Here is a 17037-nt window from a genome sequence, read left to right as displayed (position 1 = left end):
CGCCTCGGCGAATTCATGCTCGTTCCTGTGCCGATCCCCAGGTATCGTGCCGAGCACACCCCCGAACGGGGTGCATCCACGAGAACGGTAGAACCAGTTGCGCAGACATCAGGGGATCAGCAGCTCCACCACCGCCGTCCGACTCGCCGTCGTGGGGGTGACGACCGCCGGCCTCGTGCTCGGGTCGACACTCCTGGGCGCCGGGGCCGCGACCGCGTCGCCCGTCGTCGGGCACCACACCACGACGATCACGCCGGACCACCGTCAGGGCGGGGTCGGCAGTGGCGTCGACCGGGCACTCGCACCACGGACGCAGTTCACGATGGCGCCCGACGGCTCCTCGGGCGCGACCCAGGGTGGCGAGGGCATCCCGAACATCGATTCCGTCAAGAAGACGATCGCGACCTACTACGGCGACCCGGGCACGGGCATCGCCGACAAGACCGACAGCCCCTACATCCGCGAGATGGCCGCCATCGTGCGGCGGGAGAGCGGCCAGCTCCAGCGCCAGTACGACGCCGCGGTGGCCGCGGGCGAGAAGCCGGCCATCGTGCTCGACAGCGACGACACGACGCTGTTCACGTACGACATGGAGGTCGGGGACATGCACTTCACGTTCTCGCCCGCCGAGCAGGACGTCTGGGTGCAGGGCGAGCGGTTCCCCGCGACCCCGTCGATGGTGTCGTTCGTGAACCGGGCGGCGGCGATCGGCTACACGATCTTCGGCGTCACGGGCCGCAACGACGACCAGAAGGCCGCGACCCTCGCCAACCTGTCGAAGGACGGGTACGACGGATTCACGTCCGACGACTTCTTCACGAAGTGGACCGGCGTCGGCGCCTCCCAGCAGCCCTCGTACGTCACGTGCGTCGCGACGTGCACGACGGTCGAGTTCAAGGCGGGGACGCGCAAGCACATCGAGCAGGACCTCGGCTACACGATCACGCTCAACGTGGGCGACCAGTACTCCGACCTGCAGGGCGGGTACGCCGAGCACACCCTCAAGCTCCCGAACCCCACCTACTTCCTCCCCTCGGCGGACCTGCCGGGGGTCTCGGAGCCCTGGCTGGCGCCCCGGACGCACTTCACGATGGCGCCCGACGGCTCATCGGGCGCGACGCAGGGCGGCGAGGGCATCCCGAACATCGACTCCGTCAAGAAGACGATCGCGACGTACTACGGCGACCCGGGCACGGGCATCGCGAACAAGTCCGACAGCCCCTACATCCGCGAGGTGCGGTCGATCGTCGCGCGACAGGCGCCGGTCGTGGTGGCGCAGTGCGCGATCGCGAGGGCCCGGCACCGCAACCCCGCGATCGTCCTCGACGCCGACGACACGACCCTGTGGACGTACGACATGGAGGTCGCGGACATGCACTTCACGTTCTCGCCCGCCGAGCAGGACGTCTGGGTGCAGGGCCAGCGGTTCCCGGCGACGCCGTCGATGACCTCGCTCGTCGCGGTCGCCCGCGCAGCCGGTTGCACGGTCATCGGGCTGACGGGCCGGAACGAGGGCCAGCAGGCAGCGACGATCGCGAACCTGCGGAAGGTCGGGTACCCCGAGTTCGCCGCGACGCAGCACGGCAACCGGACCTACTACACGAAGTGGACCGGCGTCGGTGCCTCGCAGCAGCCGCCGTACGTGCACTGCGCGGCCGCGTCCTGCACGACGATCGAGTACAAGTCGCAGACGCGCGCCCACATCGAGTCGGCTGCGGGCGGCCGGTACGACATCGTCAGCAACTGGGGCGACCAGTACAGCGACCTCATCGGCGGCTCGGCCGACCGGTCGGTGAAGCTGCCGAACCCGACGTACTACCTGCCCTGACCTCCGGCGGGTCCCGATGACGGGAGGCGGTGAGCACGACGGCTCGCCGCCTCCCGTTCGTCATGGGTCGGGCCGCGCGCGGAGCGCCAGGAGCGCGCGCTCAGTCGAGGGTGACGACGAGTTTCCGCGCCGAGACACCACGCCGCAGCCGGGCGAGCGCCTCGGGGACAGCAGCGATCCCGTGCCCCACGACCTCCCGCTCCGGAGCGGCGACGTAGCGGCCCGTCGCCAGGGCCTGCGGCAGGAACGCCTCGTAGACGAGCGGACCCACCTGGCTGACCAAGGGCGTTCCACCCCAGATCGCGGAGACGGTCATGCCCTCGCGCCGTGCGGACCGCGCACGGAGTCGCGTCGCCGGGGTGGGGTAGGCCGAAGCGAGGCGTCGACTCCCCGCGCTGGCGCGGACGACGCGGAGGGTCCGGGTGAGCGAGCCCGCGCCGATCGCGATCGTTCCCGCGAGCGGCCGGTCGCCGATCGCGTCGGTGATCCGCCGCTCGGCGTCCGGGTCGTGGTAGTCGAACACCTGCTCGGCGCCGAGTCCGCGCACGAGATCGTGGTTCCGGTCGGACGCGGTCCCGAGGACGTCGTACCCGGAGGCCCGCGCGAGCTGGATGGCGTTGCACCCGACGCTCGTCGACGCACCCCACACCAGGACGACTGCTCGACGCGGCTCGGGGTCCAGGGTGGGCCCGGCCAGGCCGAGCTGGTCCGGCTCGTACAGGCCGGCCGCCGCGGTCGTCAGCGCGAGCGGCAGCACCGCGGCGTCCTCGAGCGGCATCGACGCCGGCACCGGGGCACAGTTGCGCTCCTGCAGCAGGACGAATCGTTGGAAGGCGCCCTCGGCAGCGGCGTTCCGGTGTCGCTCCTGCCCCGCGGCGGAACCGAGCACGCGCGCCCCGACCGCGAACCGCCGCACGTCCGGTCCGACGGCGACGACCTCGCCGGCGACGTCCGAGCCGAGTACCGCCGGGTACCGCAGCCACGGCGTCACGAACGGACGCGCGAGGCCGGACATCGCGTCGACCGGGTTCACGGCGACGGCACGCACGCGCACGACGATCTCACCCGGGCCAGGGGTGGGCATCGGCGCGGGGCCGATCCGCAACCGCCCGACCGGACTCCGCAGCCAGACGGCCTCGTTCTCCACCATGAGTCAGCTCCTCCACTTGACGACACGCAATGTCATCACTCTGCACCATGACACTCCGTGTCGTCAATGGTGCGTCGTCGATGCGATCGGGACCCGCGGGCCCGGGCCCGTCTGCAGCGCCGCGTCCGGGAGGCACGGGTCGGCCGGTCCGACGCCTCCCGTTCGCGGGATGGTCGCGCGACGGACGCGGCTGGCAGGATGAGCACAGGGCATCGCCACGCCGGCCACCGGAGGACCAACCATCTCCCGGAACGCGGAGTCGGGACACCGTCGATGGCCGCAGCCGTCCTGCGCCCCTGGGAGGGGCCGTCGACGCGCACCGCGATGAGGAGGAGACCATGCCCGATCCCGGACTCGGGACGATGAACGTCGCGGCGATCGCGGCCGAGGGAGCGCGGCGGCAGCGGTCGAAGGCGGCCCTGATCACGGCCCTCCCGGACGGCGGTACCGAGACCCTGACGTACGCGGACCTGTGGGAACGGGTCCGGGCGATCGCGGGTGCGCTGCGGGCGCAGGGCGTCCGACCCGGCGACCGCGTCGCCGTCATGCTCCCGAACATCACGGAGTTCCCGTGCGTGTACTTCGCGGTCCTCGCCATGGGCGCGGTCGTCGTGCCCGTGCACCTGCTCTTCAAGCGCGACGAGATCACCCACGTCCTCCGGGACTCGGAGGCCCGGGTGCTCGTCGCGTCGGCGTCGATCCTGCCGCAGGCCGGACCGGCGGCCCGCGACGTCGGCGCGTTCGTCGTGGCGGTCGGGGCCGTGTCGGCAGCGGAGGTCGGGGCGGACGTCACGTTGGCCGAGTTCGAGGGCGGTGCAGACCCGATCGACGAGTACGTCGCGGTGAACCCGCTCGAACCGGCGACGGTCCTGTACACGAGCGGCACGACGGGGACGCCGAAGGGTGCCGTCGGCTCGCACTTCGCGCTCATGGAGCAGGTGAACGTGTCGCTCATCGACCTGTTCGACCTGCGACAGGAGGACGTCGTGTTCGGCGGCCTGCCGCTGTTCCACACGTTCGGGCAGACGGTCGTCATGAACACCTCGCTCCGCCGGGGCGCGACGATCGTGCTGCTGCCACGCTTCGATGCGGCGACGGCGCTCGACCTGTGCGTCCGGCACCGCGTGACGGCGTTCGACGGCGTGCCGACGATGTTCATCGCCCTGCTCGAGGCCGCCCGCGACACCACGGAACGGCCACCGCTGCGCTTCTGCATCTCCGGCGGTTCCGCGCTGCCGGAGGCCGTGCTCGAGCGGTTCGAGGCGACGTTCCGCGCACCGATCCAGGAGGGCTACGGCATGACCGAGACCTCGCCTGTCATCGCCGTGAACCCGAAGGGCGTCCCGAGCCGTGCCGGGAGCGTCGGACTGCCCATCTGGGGCGTCGACGTCGTCATCGCGGACGCGGACGTCGAGGACCGCGTCGTGCCCGTCGCCCCGGGCGAGACCGGCGAGCTCGTCGTGCGCGGACACAACCTGTTCACCGGCTACCTCGGTCAGCCCGAGGCCACGGCCGCGGCCATGTGCGACGGGTGGCTCCGCACGGGCGACATCGGCACGATGAGCGCTGACGGCTACGTGACGATCGTCGACCGCAAGAAGGACATGATCATCCGGAACGGCTACAACGTGTACCCGTCCGAGGTCGAGTCGGTGCTCCACCGGCACGAGGACGTCACGTCGGCGGCGGTGTTCGGGGTGCACCACGACGTGCACGGACAAGAGGTCCACGCGGCGGTCGTGCTCCGCGACCCGGACGCCGACGTCGCCGCCATCGACGCGTTCATGCGCACGCGCGTGGCCGCGTTCAAGTACCCGCGGGTGTTCCACGTCGTCGACTCCCTGCCGCTCGGGCCGAGCGGCAAGGTGCTCCGGCGCGCGCTGTCGGCGACGTACTCCGCCTGACGGCTACCGCGGGATGACCGCGAACAGGAACCGCTTCCGCACCATGTACCAGCTGAGCAGGATCATCGCGGTGTGGATGAGCGTGCCCTCGAGGACGTTCGACGGGTCGAGGCCGGGGATCGACGCGATGAGCAGCACGAAGAACACCTGCCACACGAACACGTAGAGGCTCGCCTGCCCGAGCGGGATCCACAGCCACCCGATCGCGGCGTTGATCGGCTTCCAGAACACGGTGAGCACCGCGTACGACACGACCGCGAAGAACGCGATGTCGACGAGCCGGCCCCACTGCAGGTCGACGCGCTGGTACGCCGTGTTGTACAGCTCGTCGTACATCCCCGCGGGGAACGGCACGGGGGCGAATCCGGCGACGTGCCCCGCCCACACGTAGACGAGGAACCCGGCGTACCCGACGACACCGATCGCCATGAGCAGCTTGCCGACACGGCTCGTCAGCGCGGCCACGATCCGCCGGCGGTAGTACCCGAGCACGAGCCCGTGGGTGAACACCACCTGCCAGGTGAAGAGCGGGAACACGGCCTCGAACTGCGACGGCAGCGGCGACAGGTCGGGGCGCACGGCATCGAGCACGTAGAGCGCCCAGCTGAGGACGAGCAGCGCCCACCACGCACGGCGCCGGATGATCCACATGAGCACCGGGATCGCGATGCTGAGCACCACGAAGAGCCCCATGATGTTGAACGGCCACGGGCCCATCTCGAGCAGCAGGAACTGCCGGACGGCGTACCAGGGCGGCGGGTAGTCGAGCAGCCGCATGGCGTTCGGGTAGAGGTCGTAGACGCGGCCTTCCGCGCCGACCCCGCCGGTGCCCGTGCCCCGGTCCGTGAACGTCGTGATCGCCGACGCCTTGAGGAACGGCACGAAGCTCAGCGCGAAGACGACCAGGATCACCCCGAGCGTGACGAGGTACTGCTTCCGGGCGCGCCGCCACGCGTTCACCGCCGAGGCCCACTCGCCGAACCGCGCGACGCCCAGCGGGTAGACCATGCCGAGCACGAGTCCGCTGAGGAACACGAACATCTCGGCGCCCGTGATCGCGCCGATCGCGTGCAGGGTGAGGTACGAGTAGGGCCCGGCGAGCTCGACGTGCGTGATCACGACCGCGAGGATGATGAACCCGCGGAACAGGTCGATCCGGAGGTCGCGCCCGGGCTTGCCGTCGTCGTCGTACCGCCAGGACGGCGCGAGCCGACCGACGAGCCCGGACAGCAGGAACGTCAGCGCGAGCACGACCGCGCACGCGACGATCCAGGCCATCTGGTCGCCGCCGGTCTCGAGCTGCTGGTTCGTCGCCGCGCTGCCCTGCTGGGCGGTGACGCGGTCCGTGACGGGTCCGAACACGAAGCGTCCGGCGTCCTGCAGGTCGGTCCGGAACGACCCGGCGATCCCCCGGACCGCGGTGTCCCGCCAGTCCGCGACCCGGTTGCCCGCCTCGGGTTCCTCGCGGTCGGCCTCGAGCCAGGTGACGCCCCGGACGAGCGGGTGGCTCGGCAACGCGGCGATGACCTGGCGCCACCAGCCCTGCTTGACCGTCAGCTCGGCGGCCCCGCCGAGCGAGTGGACGTCCAGCGCGCCGGTGTCGAGCAGCAGCGGCCGGTGCTCCCCGACCGCGAACCGCTGGTAGAAGGTGCGGTCCTGGGGCTGGGTGTACCCCCAGGACTCGTCGAAGCGTCGGTCGACCTCGCCCGCGACGGGTGCCGCGTTCTGCGAGAGCGACACCGCCCGGCCGGCCGCCGCGGTCGCCTTGCCCTTGCCGAAGAAGAACATGGACAGACCGACCCAGTCGACCGAGGCGCTGCCCGGCCAGTACGGAGCGTACGGGTCGTCCGCCTCGGTCAGGCGGTCGTCGTGGTTCGTGTCGAGTGCCGCGATGTCCATCGCGTTCGCCGAGGCGAGGCGACCGGCGGCCTCACCGAAGGGGTAGCCGGAGCCGTAGGAGGGTGACCAGACCATGCGGGCCTTCGACGTCCCCGCGTGGACGACGCGTGCGAGCTGCCGGAAGGCGCTGACGAACTCGGTCGGCTGCTGCCCCCACCGGACCCAGGTGCCGTTCATCTCGGGCGCGAACCGGACGAGCTGCTCCGTGCCGTACTGCTTCCGGACCTGTTCCAGGAGTCCGTCGGCGCGCCGGGCGTCGGCCGCGTCCAGTCGTGCCAGGGAGGTCCTCGGTTCGAAGCTCACCACGAGGACGGCGCCCTGCGCGGCGGCCTGGCGCGCCGCGGTCCGCCACTGCTCGGCGGCGCGCGCGTCCACCGGGTAGTCGACGTCGATGCCGTACATCGACGGCGTCGCGCCGAGTCGGCCAGCGTAGCCGTCCGGAGCGTCGTTCGCCCAGTCGAGGTCCGGGCCGAACCAGGTGCCGGACCCGCGTGGCGTCCCCGAGGCGGTGACGCCCGCGGGCGTCGACCGGGTGGCCGCCGACGCGACCGGTGCGGTCCCCCCGAGCACGAGCACGACGATCGCGATCACCAGTGCGACCGCGCGCGCCGTGCGCTGCTTCATCGTCGACACACGAGCGTCCAGATGTTGCGACCGTGTTCGTGGCGGTAGTCGAGCCGCTCGAGGCTGGCGAGCGCCAACGCCAGGCCGCGACCGCTCTCGTCCTCGACGTCGGCCATGGTGACGGCCGCGAGGTCGATGTCGGCGGGCAGTCCGTTGTCCTGGAACTCGGCGGTGAGGACCTCGTCCGTCGCGTTGAGGTCGAGGGTGTACCGGCGGCCGCCGACCTCGGCGTCGCTGCGCCGCGAGTGCTCGACGATGTTCGCGGCGATCTCGACGATCGCCGTCTCGAACGAGAACCGCGTGGCGATCGCGGCGTCGTCGCCGAGGTCGCTCCACCAGCGGTCGAACGCGTCCTGCAGGGTCTCGATGCTCTCGAGGGTCGCGGGCACGTCGATGTGGACGCGTCGACCATCGGCGGTCGGGGCGGGCTGCTCAGTCACGGAGGGCGTCCTCGACCGTCGCGCGGGGCTGGAGGATCCGGTCCAGGTTCGTCAGGCGGAGCACCATCGACACCTGCTCGGACGGCGCCACGAGCCGGAGGTCGCCGCCCGCCTGTCGCGCGGACTTGAGCAGGGACACGAGCGCGCCGAGCCCGGACGAGTCGACGAACGTCGTGCCGGACAGGTCGACGACGAGCATCTGGTCCCCCGCCTCGAGCCGCTCGGTCGCGACCGCACGGAGCTTGGGTGCCGACGCGACCGTCAGCCGGCCCTTCGGCGTCAGGACGACGCCGCCCTCGACGGGTTCCACGTCCACGGTGATCATGCTGCCTCTTCCTTGTCCCGGAGCGCCTCGGGCCCCGTGTAGCGAACGGCCCGGATGACGATGCTGAAGATCGCGAGGTCGAAGACGACCCATGCCGAGTTGATGAGCGGGGCGATCCCGTGCGCCTGGCCCGATGCGTAGCGGACGGCGACGAGCACGAGCGCGGCGACGAGGCACCCCATGGCGACGAGTTGCGGCCGCACGAGGTCCCACCGGTGGCCCGTGAACTCCTGTTTCGTCTTCGGGGTCACGCGGAACCCGAGCGGCTGCCCGAGGTACACGTTACGGAACGCGGACGTCACCGACTCGATCCACACCGGGAACAGCGCGAGCGAGTACTGCTGCCCGCGCCACGTCGGCCGACCCGCGGCGACCACCCAGAACAGCACCTGGTTGAGGACGAGGAACGGGATGAGCCGGGCGAAGAAGTCGACGCTGTACGCCTGGACCGGGATCACCCCGAACGCCAGGCAGAGCACCGGCGCGGCGATGTACACGACCGCCGCGAACCCGGAGAGGTAGCTCCACATCGTCGAGAAGTACATGAGGCGCTGCGCGAACGACAGGCCGCGCTGCACGAGCGGGTTCTCACGGAAGAACACCTGCATCGTGCCCTGCGCCCAGCGGAGCCGCTGCGTCAGCATCGTCGGCAGGTCCTCGGGTGCGAGCCCGCGGGCGAGGAGCTCGTCGTGGTAGGCCGACCGCCATCCCAGTCCGTGCAGGCGCATCGCGGTCGCCATGTCCTCGGTCACCGAGATCGTCGCCAGCGGCATGATCGCCTGGGCCTCGTCCCCGCGGCTGACGTCGAGTGCGCCGACGAGGAGCGAGATCGCCTCGATCGCGACGATCGGCGACGCGTCGCGCTGGGCGAGCAGGTCGAGCGCGGAGTCGTCGATGGCGGCGAAGGTGTCGGCCTCCACGGACAGCGCGGCGAGCTCCGCCAGGTCCTGACGCATGGCGGCGAGGTCGGCGCCGGCGAACCGGAACGCGATCGCGTCGATGCCGCGCTGGAACCGGTAGGTCACGTCGGCGATGCCGTCGCCGTTCGCGAGCTCGGCGCGCGCGCGGTCGACGATCGCCCCGGCCTCGTCGAGCGCCTGCAGCACGCGCGGCTGGCCCTCGGCCTCCTCCCGTGCCCGTGCGAGCAACCGGCGCGAGGTGCGGATCGCGCGGTGCACGCCCTGTTCGACCTCGTCGACGTACCGGGACACGCCCAACTGCATCAGGGCCTCCCGGCGGAGGATCGCGTTCGACCCGCAGAAGAAGGCGGCGTTCCAGCCGTCCTTCGACTGCTGGATCGGTCCGTAGAAGAGCGGCGCCTGGCTGCCGAGCACGTCGGACTCGGGCACGTTCTCGAACCACTGCGGCGTCTGCACGAGCGCCATCCGCGGTTCCTTGAAGTACCCGAGGGTGCGGTCGAGGATGCGCGGGTCGGGCACCTGGTCGGCGTCGAGGATCAGGAGGAACTCCCCCTCGGTCGCCAGCAGCGCGTTGTTGAGGTTGCCGGCCTTGGCGTGCCGCGGCCGGTCGATCCAGTCCGACGACCGGGTGATCACGCCGATGCCCGCGGCCTCGGCGGCCTCGCGGATCTCCGGCCGCGCGCCGTCGTCGAGGATCCACGTCGTGTGCGGGTGCCGGATCGCCACCGCGGCGAGCGCCGTGCGCATCACGAGCTCGACGGGTTCGTTGTACGTCGTGATGAAGACGTCGACCGTGACGTCCTCGGCGGGTGGGGCCGGTGGTTCGCCGCGTTCGCGGATCCGCCAGGCGCCGAACGCGAACAGGAGCGAGTCGATGACGCTGTAGGTCTCGGCGAGGATGAGCGGCACGGCGATCCACCACGAGTGCCAGTTGACGGAGGCGACCCAGCGCCATCCGACGTAGTCCGCCCCGGCGAGCGCCGCGAGGACGACGACGACCCGGATGGTGACGAGCCTCCGACGCGAGGTCGTGTGCTCGAGGAGCCGCCGGTCCCGGCGGGTCATCTCGAGGGTCACGGGCGGTACTCCGCGACGACCACGGTGACGTCGTCGAGCGGCACCCGCTCGGCGCTGAGTGACCGGATGCGTTCGACGAGGGCGCGGATGTCGGCCGCCTCGCGCGTGTAGCCGGCGAGCTCGTCCGGCCAGACGATCTCGTCGTCCAGCACGTCGAGCACCCCGTCACTCACGAGGACCAGGCGATCGCCCGGGTACAGCGTCGTCGTCTGCGCGGTGTGTGGCTGCGGCAGGATCCCGATCGGGAGGCCCGTGCCGGTGAGCTGCTTGGCCGTCCCGTCCGCGCGCACGAGGATCGACAGCCCCGCGCCGGCGTCGACGTAGGCGAGGCGCCCAGTGTCGAGGTCGATGGTGGCGTGGAAGTAGGTCACGAAGGCGTTCGTGCGCTGGAGGTCCCCGGTCATGGCCCGTTCGATGCGGTCCACGGCCGCGCCGAGCGAGACCTCGTCGGTGATCGAGGGCACGATCGTCCGGGCCGCGGCACGGGTGGCGGCTCCGAGGATCGCCGCCGCGGTGCCCTTGCCCATGACGTCGCCGATCGCGACGTGCACGAGGCGGCCGACGACACCGTGGTCGTAGTAGTCGCCGCCGACGCCGAGCGACGGGATGCAGACGCCCTCGACGCGGACCTCGTCCGTGACGAGCGGCCGCTCCGGCAGCAGGGCCTGCTGGGTGTCGCGCGCGCGCACGGCTTCGGCCTCGGCGAGGAGTTCCTCCTGGGCCCACGCAGCGAGGTCGGTGAACTCCTGCATCTCGCGGGGGGAGAGCGTCCGGGGCTCCTTGTCGATGAGGCAGAACGACCCGACGACGTTGCCGGAGGCGTCGGTGAGCGGGTGCCCGATGTAGAAGGCGAGTCCGTTCTCGACGAAGGGCCGGATGTCGGCGAACCGGGGGTCGAGGCGCGCGTCGTCCGTCGTGATGACCTCGCCCGTGTCGGTGACGAGCTTGCAGGGGGTGTCCCCCCGGCCGGACTCGGCGTCGTCGAACCCCGCCCGGCCCATGTAGAGCGCGCGGTCCCGGTCGATCACCGTGACCGAGGACATCATCACGCCGAACATGGCGCGCGCGATCCGGGTGATCCGGTCGAGGCGCGGGTTGCGGTCCGGTTCGGTGAGCCCGAGGCTCTCGACGGCGCGCTGCCGTCGGTCCTCGCGCACGCGGGGCTGGTCGGTCGTCGCGTCGTCGAGGGTCGGTTGGGTCCCCACAGCGCATGCCTCCTGATCACGAGCACACGGAAAACGGTGGCGCGTCCGGGCGGGACCTCCAGGGGGTCCCGGTCGACACGTGCCGCCCGCGCCGGCCGATGGCTTCGGATCCAGCGCGTACCACTCTGTCTACCGCATGATCGGGTGCCGTGCGAGCCGTGCGGGGCGCGCCGGGGTCATCTCGCCCCTGGACTGGGGCAGACCAACCGGGCCGCGCCGCCGCTACCGCACCTCGTCGAGCAGCCGCCCCCGCCCCTCGGCCAGTCGTCCGCCGCGCCGGTACTCCTTGGCCACCATGTCGAGGACCTCCTCGGCCGAGACCTCGTCGGTGCGCTTGTCGAGGGTGATCTCGCCGTGCTGCAGCAGGTTGACGCGGTCGCAGACGTCGAACACCTGCGTGTAGTTGTGCGCGATGAGGATGATCGACACCTCGCCGCGTTCGCGGAGCATCGAGATGAAGTCGAGGATGATGCCACCCTCCTTCGCGCCCATGGCCGCGAGTGGTTCGTCGAGCAGCAGGATCCTCGCGTCGGAGTACACCGATCGCGCGACCGCGATCGCCTGCCGCTGGCCGCCCGACAGGTTCGCGACCTCGTCGTTCACCGACGCGATCCGGATCCCGATGTCGTCGAGGTACCGGCGAGCGTTCTCGCGCATCTCCGAGCGGCGGAGGAACGGCCCGCGCCGGAGCTCCTTGTTGAGGTAGAGGTTGAGGTACACGGGCAGCGTGTTGACGAGCGCCAGGTCCTGGAACACCGTCTCGATGCCCCGCTCCCGCGCGTCGCCGATGCCGGTGAACGTGACCGGGTCCCCGTTGAGGAACAGCTCGCCCTCCGTCGGCTGGTGGTAGCCGGTCAGGATCTTGATGAGCGTCGACTTGCCCGCACCGTTGTCGCCGATGAGCCCGAGGACCTCGCCCTTGCCGACGTGCAGGTTGATGTCGCGCAGGGCGGTGACGGACCCGAACCGCTTGCTGACGTGCCGTGCCTCGAGGGCCGGTGGCGTGCCTCCCGGCGTGCGGTCGGTCGTGCCCGTACCCGTGGTGGTGGTCATGGCTACTGCTCCTTCGCTCGCTGCCGGAAGCGCGCGAGGTAGATGTTGAGGATCATCGCGAGCAGGATCGCCGCGCCCTCGACGATGACGAACGTGGTGGCGGAGATGCCCTCGATGTTGAAGCCGTCCTGGAGCACGGCCAGGAGCAGCGCACCGAGGAAGGCGCCGACGACGGTGCCGGAGCCGCCGATGAGCGACGTCCCGCCGAGCACCGCGGCCGCGATCGCCATGAACATGAGGTCGTTGCCGCCCGCGTTGGGGTCGAACGACTTGGCGATGTTCGTGCCGTCGAGGATGCCGGCGAGCCCGGCGAACAGCGACGTGAGCATGAACGCCCGGATCTTGACGCGCCGGACCGCGATGCCCGCCTCGGAGGCGCCGACGAGGTTCGCGCCCGTGGCGATCGTGTGCACGCCCGACCGGGTGCTCGTCAGCACGACCTGCATGACGATGACGATGAGCACCGCCCAGATGAGCTCGGACCACTGGTACCCGCCGAACACCGCGACGAGCGCGCCCTTCGTGGGGGCCGGCAGCGGTGTGCTCCCCGCGATGGCGAGGGCCACGCCGTGCAGGCCGTACAGCGTCCCGAGCGTCGCGATGAACGACGGCAGCTTGAGGTACTGGTTCACGACCCCGTTGAACAACCCGATGAGCGTCGCGACGACGAGGGCCAGCAGGAGCGCCGTCCACAGCGGCATCGCGTCGGCGAACGTCACCATGAGGATCGGCGTCAGCGCGAACGTCATGCCCGCGGACAGGTCGATCTCGCCGCAGATGAGCAGGAACACCTCGCCCGCCGCGATGATCGCCGCCGCGCTGAGGAAGTTCGCGATGTTGCCGATGTTCGACCCCGTCAGGAACGCGTGGTTCGTCGCGGCGAAGTAGATGATGAGCGCGACGTCGACGACGAGCACCGAGAACTCGCGGATCCGGAGCACACCCCCGAGCGGCCCGCCGCGGAGGCCGCGGCGAGCCGGTCGGGGTGCGGACGACATGGGTGCCGGGGTGGGCGACTCCGTCTGGAGGCCGATGGCGTCGTCGCTCACGACGTGAGGTACTTCTGAGCGGACGAGCTGCCCTCGAACCGGTTCGTCGACTTGAGGTACGGCTTCACGTTCTTCTTCGTGACGAACTTGAGGCCGGTGTCGGTGAGCGGTGGTGCGACGAGCGTGCCCGACAGCTTGTACAGGTACAGGTACAGCGTCGGCAGGAACCCCTGCAGGTACGCGGACTGGTCGATCGTGAAGCTGAGGATGCCGTGGCGGATCGACTTCTCGGTGGAGGCCAGGAGGTCCCACCCGCCGCCCTTGTAGCCCTGCGACGCCAGGTCGTACTTCTTCATGACGTTCGCGACGCCCTGGGTGCTGCCCGCATCGACCGCGAACAGGCCCTTGTAGTCCTTGTTCCCGGTGTAGAACGCGTCGATCGCGCTCTGCTCCTTGCCCTCGTCGGCCCCGGTGGCGATCTGCTTGACCTGGAACCCCTTGTTCGCGGCCTTGAGCGCCGCGATCGCACCGTCCGCTCGCGGCTGGATGTTGAGGGCACCCGGCGTCGCGATGAAGATCGCGATCTTGCTGCCGTTCGGCAGGAGCTTCGCGATGTGCTCGCCGGCGGCCTGCCCCGACGCGTACAGGTCCTGGCCGATGTAGTTGAGCCGCGCGTTCCCGGTGACGTCCGCGTTGTAGGACACGACGGGGATCCCCGCGGCGAGCGCCTTCTTGACGGGCTCGTTGAAGGCGGTCTTGTCGACGAGTGACACGGCGATGCCGTCGACGCCGCCGCTGACCGCGGTGTTGAACGCGCTGACCATCTGCGACACGTTCGAGGTCTCCGAGCCGGTCCACTGGGGCTTCGGCAGACCGAGCATCGAGGCGGCGTCGGCGAGTCCGTACTGCGTGGCCTGGAAGAACGTGTTCGTGGTCACGTGGTTGATGAACACGAACTTGAACCCGGGCGTCGACGGGAAGTTCCCTGCCTTCCCGGCCGCGCTCGCCATGTCCCCGCCGGAGAACGACAGCAGGCCCGACGCCAACGCGGCGGCACCTGCCAGCCCCGCTCCGCGGACCAGTCCCCTCCGGCTCGGGCCGGGCCCGGCCCCCATCGCCGCAACTGCGTTCTCGACCGCGTCGTCTTCCACGGATACCTCCTCGTATCGGGCTGCGTGCGGCACCGACGACGAGGACGGCGTCGGTGTCCGACGCGTCTCCCCCGCGCTTCGGTGCCACGGATTGGGGCATTCCTAGACCCGGTCTCTCAGGGCGGTCAAGAAAGCTGAGCGAACGTTCCCATCCACTGGTTTGTGAACAGCGCTCACCCAGGCTTGTCCCCCGAAGCAGGCCTGATCGCTGGACGACAACGATGTCGGTGCCCGGTCGGGCGCGGTCGCTACGATCACGGGATGGCGGAAGCGAGCGCGTCGCAGGCGCGGCGGAAGGACCTGGGACGTCACCAGAACCTCACGTCGCTGCTCCGTCGTGTGCACGCCACGCCCGCCACCAGGAGCGACCTGACCCGGTTCAGCGGCCTCAACCGCTCGACGGTCGCCGGGTTGGTCGGCGAGCTCGTCGACCGCGGGCTCGTGGTCGAGGACGAGGTCCGTGGCGCGGGATCGGTCGGCCGTCCGAGCCCCACGGTCCGGCCCGCCGACCGGGCCGTCGGGATCGCCGTGCACCCCGAGATCGACGCCGTGCGGGTCGCCGCGGTGCTGCTCGGCGGCCGCGTGGTCCGGCGCGTCCGTGTCGACGTGGACCAGCCTCCGACACCGGAACGCGTCGCCACCATCGCCCAGGAGGCCGTGGCCGCCATCCGCGCGGACCTCCCGCCCGGTGCCGTGGTCGTGGGCGCGGGCGTCGCCGTCCCCGGGCTCGTGCGCGTCGCCGACGGGGTCGTCCGCCTGGCGCCGCACCTGGACTGGCACGACGTCCCACTCGCCGCCCAGCTCGCCTCGGCGCTGGACATGCCGGTCCGCGCCGCGAACGAGGCCTCGCTCGGGGCCGCGGCCGAGTGGGTGTTCGGCGCCGGCCGGGGTGCGGACGACCTGCTCTACGTCAACGGCGGGGCGAGCGGCATCGGCGGTGGGATCGTCACGGGCGGCGTGCCGCTGCTCGGCGCGAGCGGCCACGCCGGCGAGATCGGCCACGTGTCGATCCGGACGGACGGGTCGCGGGACAGCGCCGGCCTGGTCGGGACCCTGGAGGCCGCGGTGACCCGGGCTCGGCTCGCCGCGGTGCTCGACGTGCGCGAACCCGACCCCGACACCTTCGAGCGGATGCTCCTCGCCGCGACCGAGGGCGGCAGCAGCCGGTCGAGCGCCGTGGTCGCGGAGGTCGAGCGCCAGATCGACACCCTCGCGATCGCGCTCGCGAGCGTCGTGAACGTGCTCGGCTCGGAGCGGATCGTCCTCGGCGGGTTCCTGGCGGCCCTCGCGGCGGCCGACGGTCCGCGCCTCCGCAACGCGTTCGACGCGCACCTGCTCGCGCCGCTCGTCCCCGACGTGCAGATCCGACGGGCGGAGCTCGGCGCGGACATCCTGCTCATCGGCGCGGCGTCGCTGCCGCTCGAGCACGTGCTCACCGAGCTGCCGACGTTGGGCTGAGCCCCTCGACCGACCGCTCCAGCCGCGGGGTCGCGATGCCGAGCGCACGTGCGGTGGCGAGCATGTCCTCCAGCACGGCACGGGGCTCCGCCGCGTGGGGATCGGTGTGTGCTGCCAGGCTCGCCCGTGCGATCGGGAGCAGGCGGGTGGCCCACGCCGCCGATGCGGCCGTCATCCCGGGGAACCGAGCGGGCGTCGTCGCGCCGCGGTGGCGCCCGATGTCGACCCCCCGCGCCGCGAGGACCGGGAGGAGCTCCCGGCTCGTCAGGAACGCCCCGCGAAGCGCGCGGCGATCTCCGATCATGGCCGCCAGGCCGCCGCTCGTCAGCGCTTGGGAGAACATGCCCGCGTCCATGACGAAGTGCGACCACAGCCATCCGCGCATGTCCGGCTCGTCCCGGACCACGAGTCCCGCCTGCTGCAACGTCGTCCGCACCTCGGGTGCCCGTCGATCACCCGGCGTCCCGCTCGAGCCGAGCACGACCGAACGGAGCAGCGCGCCGTGCAGGACGCCGTCGCCGTCGAATCCCCCGCCTGCGCCGGGGAACCCGAACACCACCTGATCCGCGGGGAGCGGAGCCACCGCGGCGACGGGGTCCTCCCACACGTTACCCAGGACCAGCACCGTGGCCGCGCCGACCACCGGAGCCAGGGACGCCACGGCTTCCCGCAGACGATGGTGCCCGACACTGAGCACGACGAGATCGAAGCCGTCCCCCGGCTCGACGGACTCGCGCAGCCGGATCGCGAACGTGGTGCGCCGCCGTCGGCCGAGCAGTCCCCGCCTGCCGTCGACGAGATCCGTGCGGACGCGGGCCCCGTACTCGCGAGTCCGGCCCGGGCGGACGAGGAACTCGACATGGTGCCCGGCCTCCTGGAGCACCTGGCCGTGGATCGTCGCGATGACGCCCCGGCCGACCATGAGGATCCGCATCATGCCTCCGATCACTAATATGGAGACGATCTCCGGTCTGGACGATACGGAGGTCGTCTCCATTTCGTCAACCGGGAGGG

General features: G+C 71.2%; 13 protein-coding genes. 3 read left to right on the top strand and 10 right to left on the bottom strand.

The window, feature by feature from the left end; genetic code table 11:
* Positions 1 to 97 precede the first annotated feature (97 nt).
* Complete coding sequence (locus DEI94_RS05140; protein ID WP_258378059.1) at positions 98 to 1828, top strand: HAD family acid phosphatase; 1731 nt, start codon at positions 98 to 100, stop codon at positions 1826 to 1828.
* A gap of 100 nt (positions 1829 to 1928) precedes the next feature.
* Here the strand turns inward: DEI94_RS05140 and DEI94_RS05135 are convergent, their stop codons facing one another.
* Positions 1929 to 2978, bottom strand: coding sequence for a zinc-binding alcohol dehydrogenase family protein (locus DEI94_RS05135; RefSeq protein WP_111011462.1), 1050 nt, complete (start codon positions 2976 to 2978; stop codon positions 1929 to 1931).
* Between the two features lie 338 nt (positions 2979 to 3316).
* On the opposite strand from DEI94_RS05135, the gene DEI94_RS05130 reads away from it, so the two are divergent.
* Positions 3317 to 4882, top strand: a complete 1566-nt coding sequence (locus DEI94_RS05130) for a long-chain-fatty-acid--CoA ligase (protein WP_111027379.1) — start codon at positions 3317 to 3319, stop codon at positions 4880 to 4882.
* Between the two features lie 3 nt (positions 4883 to 4885).
* Here the strand turns inward: DEI94_RS05130 and opgC are convergent, their stop codons facing one another.
* The 8 genes from opgC to DEI94_RS05090 form a co-directional block, all read right to left on the bottom strand.
* Complete coding sequence (gene opgC / locus DEI94_RS05125; protein WP_146249538.1) at positions 4886 to 7405, bottom strand: OpgC domain-containing protein; 2520 nt, start codon at positions 7403 to 7405, stop codon at positions 4886 to 4888.
* Positions 7402 to 7845: an ATP-binding protein gene (locus tag DEI94_RS05120; protein WP_111027377.1), complete on the bottom strand. Its 444-nt coding sequence runs from the start codon at positions 7843 to 7845 to the stop codon at positions 7402 to 7404. Before DEI94_RS05120 ends, opgC begins: the two co-directional genes overlap by 4 nt.
* Positions 7838 to 8170, bottom strand: coding sequence for an STAS domain-containing protein (locus DEI94_RS05115; protein ID WP_111027376.1), 333 nt, complete (start codon positions 8168 to 8170; stop codon positions 7838 to 7840). Before DEI94_RS05115 ends, DEI94_RS05120 begins: the two co-directional genes overlap by 8 nt.
* The gene (locus DEI94_RS05110) at positions 8167 to 10155 is read right to left on the bottom strand and encodes a glycosyltransferase family 2 protein (RefSeq protein WP_111027400.1); all 1989 of its coding nucleotides are present in this window, start codon (positions 10153 to 10155) and stop codon (positions 8167 to 8169) included. Before DEI94_RS05110 ends, DEI94_RS05115 begins: the two co-directional genes overlap by 4 nt.
* Positions 10156 to 10163: 8 nt before the next feature.
* Positions 10164 to 11372 carry a PP2C family protein-serine/threonine phosphatase gene (locus tag DEI94_RS05105; RefSeq protein WP_111027375.1) on the bottom strand — a complete coding sequence of 403 codons (1209 nt, stop codon included), beginning with the start codon at positions 11370 to 11372 and terminating at the stop codon, positions 10164 to 10166.
* 222 nt (positions 11373 to 11594) lie between these two features.
* A complete protein-coding gene (locus DEI94_RS05100; protein ID WP_111012780.1) occupies positions 11595 to 12425 on the bottom strand; it encodes an ATP-binding cassette domain-containing protein in 831 nt (276 codons plus the stop codon).
* Between the two features lie 2 nt (positions 12426 to 12427).
* Positions 12428 to 13474 (bottom strand): ABC transporter permease, encoded by a 1047-nt coding sequence (locus DEI94_RS05095; RefSeq protein WP_220037234.1) that lies wholly within the window; start codon positions 13472 to 13474, stop codon positions 12428 to 12430.
* Entirely contained in the window at positions 13471 to 14565 is a 1095-nt protein-coding gene (locus tag DEI94_RS05090) for a substrate-binding domain-containing protein (RefSeq protein WP_220037233.1), read from the bottom strand. The genes DEI94_RS05095 and DEI94_RS05090 overlap by 4 nt, the downstream gene beginning before the upstream one ends.
* A 261-nt stretch (positions 14566 to 14826) precedes the next feature.
* On the opposite strand from DEI94_RS05090, the gene DEI94_RS05085 reads away from it, so the two are divergent.
* A complete protein-coding gene (locus DEI94_RS05085; protein ID WP_111027374.1) occupies positions 14827 to 16023 on the top strand; it encodes an ROK family protein in 1197 nt (398 codons plus the stop codon).
* On the opposite strand, the gene DEI94_RS05080 is transcribed toward DEI94_RS05085, so the two are convergent.
* Positions 15998 to 17020 carry a ketopantoate reductase family protein gene (locus tag DEI94_RS05080; RefSeq protein WP_258378058.1) on the bottom strand — a complete coding sequence of 341 codons (1023 nt, stop codon included), beginning with the start codon at positions 17018 to 17020 and terminating at the stop codon, positions 15998 to 16000. The two genes, DEI94_RS05085 and DEI94_RS05080, sit on opposite strands and share 26 nt — an antisense overlap.
* Positions 17021 to 17037: the final 17 nt, after the last annotated feature.

The organism is Curtobacterium sp. MCBD17_040 (assembly GCF_003234805.2).
Classification (GTDB): domain Bacteria; phylum Actinomycetota; class Actinomycetes; order Actinomycetales; family Microbacteriaceae; genus Curtobacterium.
This window is presented reverse-complemented; position numbering and strand designations above follow the sequence as displayed.